Origin of the sequence: uncultured Amnibacterium sp. (genome assembly GCF_964245895.1) — a bacterium.
GTDB lineage: Bacteria > Actinomycetota > Actinomycetes > Actinomycetales > Microbacteriaceae > Amnibacterium.
Genome location: NZ_CAXTOQ010000190.1, coordinates 1 through 5,757, shown reverse-complemented (window position 1 = coordinate 5,757; position 5,757 = coordinate 1). Strand labels below are relative to the sequence as shown.

Sequence of the window (5,757 nt, the reverse complement as noted above, 5' to 3'; positions counted from 1 at the left end):
GACGGCGACGTGCGGGCGGTCGTCGGCGAGGGAGCGGAGGTGCCGGTAGTCGGCGAAGGTCCGGAAGTAGACGACCCGGTCGCCCGCAGGCAGATCGAGCGTCCTGGGGGTGCCGCCGGTCGCGAGCAGCAGCGCGCCGTACTCGACCGTCTCGCCGCCCTCGATCGTGACCGTCTTCGCCTCCGGATCGAACGACTGCACGGTGGTCCCGGTGCGGATCTCCGCTCCGGTCGCCCCGGTGCCGAGCGGCACCTTGTCCTCGGTGAACGACGGGTCGATCCAGATCAGCTTGGAGAGCGCGGGCCGCGTGTACGGCTCGTCGGGATCGTCGCCCAGGATGAGGATCGCGCTGTCGGGATCCAGCTCGCGGATGCCCTTCGCAGCGGCGTCGGCGATCATGCCGCCACCGACGATCACGTACTCGTACCGCGTCATGCGGTCACTGTGCCAGCCGTGGCTGAGGCGGCATCACAGGTGCGGGAATCCGTCGGAGGCACGGCCCCACTCCGACGGCGCGGGGGCCCCGAGCGACTGATGGGGCGCGGCGGGTCGCCCCCGGTGTCGCGGGCGGCCCCCCCAGCGCAGCTAGGCGACGAGGACGGCGGCGCTCTCCGGCGGCAGGGTGAGGGTGCCGTCCTCGACGGCGACGCCGTCGGCCGTCTTCAGCACGAGCGCGCCGTCGGCCGCGACGCCCGCCTCCTCCTGCCCGAGGTTCGCGGCGACCGTCACCCCGCCGCGCTGCAGCACGAGCACCCGCGCCTCGTCGTCGGCCGCGGCCTCGGTCGTCGTGAACCGCGGATCCGTGAGGTCGGACAGCCGCCGGCGCAGCAGGATGAGCCGCTTGTGCAGGTCGAGCAGGGCGGCGTGGTGCCCCTCCGCCGGCTCGGACCAGTCGAGCTTCGACCGCTGGAAGGTCGCCGGGTCCTGGGGGTCCGGCACCGAGTCCGGGTCCCAGCCCATCTTCGCGAACTCGGCGATGCGACCCTCCGCCGTCGCCTCGCCGAGGTCGTGCTCGGGGTGGGAGGTGAAGAACTGCCACGGGGTCGTGGCGCCCCACTCCTCGCCCATGAACAGCATCGGCGTGAACGGGGTCAGCAGGTTCAGCACCGCGCCGACGGCGAGGCGGGCGGGGGAGAGGGTCTGCGACAGCCGGTCGCCGGTCGCCCGGTTGCCGATCTGGTCGTGGTCCTGCGCGAAGGTCACCAGGCGCCCCGTGGGCACGGTGAGCCGGTCGATCGGCCGGCCGTGGTGCCGCTCGCGGAAGGTCGACTTCGTGCCGTCGTGCACGAACCCGTGGGTCATCGCGCGGGCCAGCATCGACAGGCCCTCGAAGTCCTCGTAGTAGCCGGTCGTCTCGCCGGTCAGCGCGACGTGGAGGGCGTGGTGGTAGTCGTCGCTCCACTGCGCGTCGAGCCCGTACCCGTGCGCCTCCCGGGAGGTGATCAGGCGCGGGTCGTTCATGTCCGACTCCGCGATCAGCGTCAGCGGGACGCCGCGATGGGCGGACAGGACCGCGACCTCCTCCGCCAGCTGCTCGAGCACGTGCTGGGCCCGGTGGTCGACCAGCGCGTGCACGGCGTCGAGCCGCAGGCCGTCGACGTGCAGGTCCGACAGCCACATCAGGGCGTTGTCGAGAATGTAGCGGCGGACCTCGTCGGACTGCTCGCCGTCGAGGTTCATCGCGGTGCCCCAGGTGTTGGCGCCGCCCTCGCTGAAGTAGGGGCCGAACTCCGGGAGGTAGTTGCCGGAGGGGCCGAGATGGTTGTAGACGACGTCCTGGATCACCGCGAGGCCGCGCGCGTGGCAGGCGTCGACGAACCGCTGGTACGCCTCCGGGCCCCCGTAGGTCTCCTGCACGGCGTACCAGAGGACGCCGTCGTAGCCCCAGTTCCAGCGCCCGTTGAAGGCGTTGACCGGCAGCACCTCCACGTGCGTGACGCCGAGGTCGGCCAGGTGGTCGAGCCGGTCGATCGCGGAGTCGAGGGTGCCGTCCGGCGTGAAGGTGCCGATGTGCAGCTCGTAGACCACGCCGCCGGCGAGCGGCCGCCCGGTCCAGGCGGCGTCCGTCCAGTCGAACGCAGCGGGATCGAAGCGCTGCGAGAGCGCGTGGACGCCGTCCGGCTGGCGGCGCGACCGGGGGTCGGGCCGCGGGACGCGCTCGTCGCCGACGAGGTAGCCGTAGCGCGCGTCCCCCGGGACGGCGTCGACGTCGGGCGTCCACCAGCCGTCGTCGCCCTTCGTCATCGGGTGGGTGTCGTCGCCGAGCACGAGCCGGAGGCGCTCCGGCGTCGGCGCCCACACGGCGAGCGGGTGCCGCAGGGGGACGGTCACGGCTTGCCTCCTTCTTCGATCAGCAGGGCGACGGGGTAGTGCTCGAGCAGGTCGGTGACGCGCAGGACGCCGCCGTCGAACGCGCGGTCGCTCAGCACGTCGCGCACCGGCGCGCTGCCGACGTCGAGCACGGCGTCGCCCCAGCCGCCGCGTTCGGCGAGACCGACGGGCAGGCGGGTGGCGAGCGCGATCGCGCCGCCGCGGTCGAACGCGACCAGGTGGTCCGCCGCCGCCCCGGAGGCGCGCAGCGGGGTGTAAGCGGTGAACAGCTCCGGCCGGTCCCGGCGGAGACGCAGGGTCTTCGCGACGACGAGCAGCTTCGCGGCGCCGGTCTCGTCGATGTCGGGCAGGGCGCCCTCGTCGATCTCGCGGAGCAGCCGGCGGCGGCGCGCGTAGTCGACCGGGCGGCGGTTGTCCGGGTCGACCAGGCTGCGCTCCCAGAGCTCGCTGCCCTGGTAGACGTCCGGCACCCCCGGGGCGGCGAGCTGCAGCAGCTTCATCGACAGGCCGTTCGACCACCCGGCCGGGTCGAGCCGCGTGCTCACGCTCGCGATCAGCCCGGCGACCCGGTCGTCGTCGTAGACCGCGTCGACCGCGGCGCGCAGCGCGGTCTCGAACGCCTCGTCCGGGTCGGTCCAGGTGGTGGAGACGCCCGCCTCCTTCGACGCCTTCACCGCGTAGGCCTGCAGCCGGTCGCGCTCGATGGGCCACGCGCCGATCGTCGCCTGCCACAGGAGGTTCGCGAAGGTCGGGTCGCCGAAGCCGTTGATCCGCTCGAGCGCGTCGATCGTCTCCGCCCACTCCGCTGGCGCCTCCGACAGCACGTCGATCCGGGCGCGCACGTCCTCGCCGCGCTTCGTGTCGTGGGTCGTCAGCGTCGTCATGGCGGCCGGCCATCCCGCCTGCCGCGTGTCCTGCCGCTCGTGGAAGCGATCGAGGGACGCCGCGAAGTCGTCCGGCTCGCCGCCGACCTCGGTGAGGCTCGTGAGGCGGGTGGACCGGTAGAAGGCGCTGTCCTCGACGCCCTTCGCCATCACCATGCCGCTGGTCTGCTGGAACCGCTGCGCGACCGCGGTCGACGGGTCGCGCAGCAGGCGGGCGGCGAGCCGCAGCTCCTCCGCGAGGTCCGGACGGCGAGCCGTCGAGTCGGCGACCGCGGCGTCCAGCTGCTCCACGCCGCGGGGGAGGTAGGAGCGGTAGACCGGGAAGCAGGTGAGCAGCTCGCCCACCGCGTCCGCGAGGCGCCCCGGGTCCGATCCCTCGGTCGCGTCCTCCCCTCGCACGGCCGCCACGCCGCTTCGCGTCGCGTCGGAACCGGCGGAGGGGGCCCAGGCCGTGCGGACGAGGCGCAGCACCTCGGCGTGGAGGATGCCGTCCGCGACCTCGCGCTTCGTGTCGTGGATCAGGGCGGTCCAGTCGGTCGGGCCGCCGAGGCGGGCGGCGAGCGCCGTGAGGGGCGCCTCGCCCGCCGGGTCGATCAGCACCCGGTCGAAGTCGCCGAGCGCGTCGTAGCCGGTCGTGCCCGACGTCGCCCAGTCGTCGGGCAGCGCCTCGTCCCCCTCCAGGATCTTCTCGACGAGCACGTAGCGTCCGCCGATCGCGGCCGCGAGGTCGTCGAGGTACCGCTTCGGGTCCGCGAGCCCGTCCGGGTGGTCGATGCGCAGGCCGTCCACCAGACCGTCCCGGACCCAGCCGACGATCGCGCGGTGCGACTCCTCGAACACCTGCGGCAGCTCGACCCGGATGCCGGCCAGCGTGTTCACCGCGAAGAAGCGCCGGTAGTTCAGGTCGTCGTCGGCGCGGCGCCAGTGCATCAGCTCGTAGTGCTGGCGGTCGTGGACGGTGCGGGCGTCGGCGCCGTCGTCCGCGGTGCCCGCCGCGATCGGGTACTCGTTGTCGAAGTAGACGAGCCGGTCATCACGCAGCTCCAGGTCCGCGAGCGCGTCGCCGTCGCCCAGGACCGGGATGCGCAGCCGGCCGCCGCCGAAGTCCCAGTCGATGTCGAACGCCTCCGCGTACCGGGAGTCGCGGCCGTGGGCGAGCACGTCCCACCACCAGGCGTTCCTCGCGGGGGTCGCGACGCCCATGTGGTTCGGCACGATGTCGACGAGGACGCCGAGCCCCTTGCCGTGGGCGGCGGTCGCGGCCTCGACCAGGCCCTCGTCGCCGCCGCGGGCCGGGTCGACGCGGTCGTGCGAGATCACGTCGTAGCCGTGGTCGGAGCCGGGCTCCGCCTCCAGCAGCGGCGACAGGTACACCCAGTCCGCGCCGAGGTCCGCGAGGTAGTCGGTCAGCTCCGCGACGGAGTGCAGGTCGAACGCGCCCGTCACCTGCACCCGGTACGTGGAGACGGGCACGCGGCCCTCGGCACCGCCCATCAGCGCACCGACGGCTTCACGGCGTCCGCGGCGATGACCGAGATCGCCTGCGTGTTCGTGAGCGCCGCGAGCGACGCGGCCACCGAGTGGTCCGGCTCGCCCTCCGGCGCGGCGTGCGCGCGCAGGATCACGAGGGAGCGGGGCTCGATGCTCACCTTGCCGGCCGCCTTGACGCCCACGCGGTCGGTGAGGCGGCCCGCCGTGTCGACGACGACGTCCCACGCCGCGTTGTACGACTTCGGCGGCAGCTTCACCGCGACCGCCTCGTCGGCGGCGCTGAAGTACAGCAGGAAGTCCACGTCGGTCACCTCCTCGCCGCGCACGTCGCGCTCGCGCAGGCCGCCGCCGTTCAGGTACATGCCGACGGCCTTGCCGAAGCCGCTGTCCCAGTCGCCGCCCTTCATCACGGTGCCGTCGGGGCGCAGCCAGACGATGTCCGCCTTCGGAGCCCCCTCCTCCCGCTCGGCCGGCCGGCCGTCGAAGAACCGGCCGCGCCGGAAGGTCGGGTGGTCCTTGCGCAGGCGGGCGATCGCCGCGGTGAACTCGATGAGCGGCACGTCCGCCTGGTCCCAGTGCAGCCAGGCGATCTCGCTGTCCTGGGCGTAGGTGTTGTTGTTGCCGCCCTGCGTCCTGCCCAGCTCGTCGCCGTGCAGGAGCATCGGCACGCCCTGGCTGAGCAGCAGCGTCGCGAGGAAGTTCCGCTGCTGCTTCGCGCGCAGCGCGAGCACGTCCTGGTCGTCGGTCTCGCCCTCCGCGCCCGAGTTCCAGGAGCGGTTGTGCGACTCCCCGTCGTTGCCGTCCTCGCCGTTCGCGTCGTTGTGCTTCTCGTTGTAGGACACGAGGTCCCGCAGGGTGAAGCCGTCGTGCGCGGTGACGAAGTTGATGGAGGCGACCGGGCGGCGCCCGTCGTTCTCGTACAGGTCCGCCGAGCCGGTGAGGCGCGCGGCGAACTCGCCGAGCGACGACGGCTCGCCGCGCCAGAAGTCGCGGACGGTGTCGCGGTACTTGCCGTTCCACTCCGTCCACTGCGGCGGGAAGTTGCCGACCT

General features: G+C 73.3%; 3 protein-coding genes and 1 pseudogene. All 4 read right to left on the bottom strand.

Going from position 1 to position 5,757, the window contains the following annotated elements; all coding sequences use genetic code 11:
• The coding region (locus ACFE60_RS17130; RefSeq protein WP_375390068.1) for an FAD-dependent oxidoreductase at nt 1-435 on the bottom strand (435 nt) is incomplete at its 3' end.
• Between the two features lie 150 nt (nt 436-585).
• The gene (gene treZ / locus ACFE60_RS17125; protein WP_375390067.1) at nt 586-2,331 is read right to left on the bottom strand and encodes a malto-oligosyltrehalose trehalohydrolase; all 1,746 of its coding nucleotides are present in this window, start codon (nt 2,329-2,331) and stop codon (nt 586-588) included.
• Nucleotides 2,328-4,709 (bottom strand): malto-oligosyltrehalose synthase, encoded by a 2,382-nt coding sequence (gene treY / locus ACFE60_RS17120; protein WP_375390066.1) that lies wholly within the window; start codon nt 4,707-4,709, stop codon nt 2,328-2,330. The genes treZ and treY overlap by 4 nt, the downstream gene beginning before the upstream one ends.
• A pseudogene (locus ACFE60_RS17115) lies at nt 4,709-5,757 on the bottom strand (glycogen debranching enzyme); the annotation flags it as partial. The pseudogene ACFE60_RS17115 and the gene treY, both read right to left, overlap by 1 nt.

Excerpts from the sequence above, each read along its gene's own strand:
- treY (WP_375390066.1), bottom strand. The coding sequence starts at position 4,709 with ATGGGCGGTGCCGAGGGCCGCGTGCCCGTCTCCACGTACCGGGTGCAG.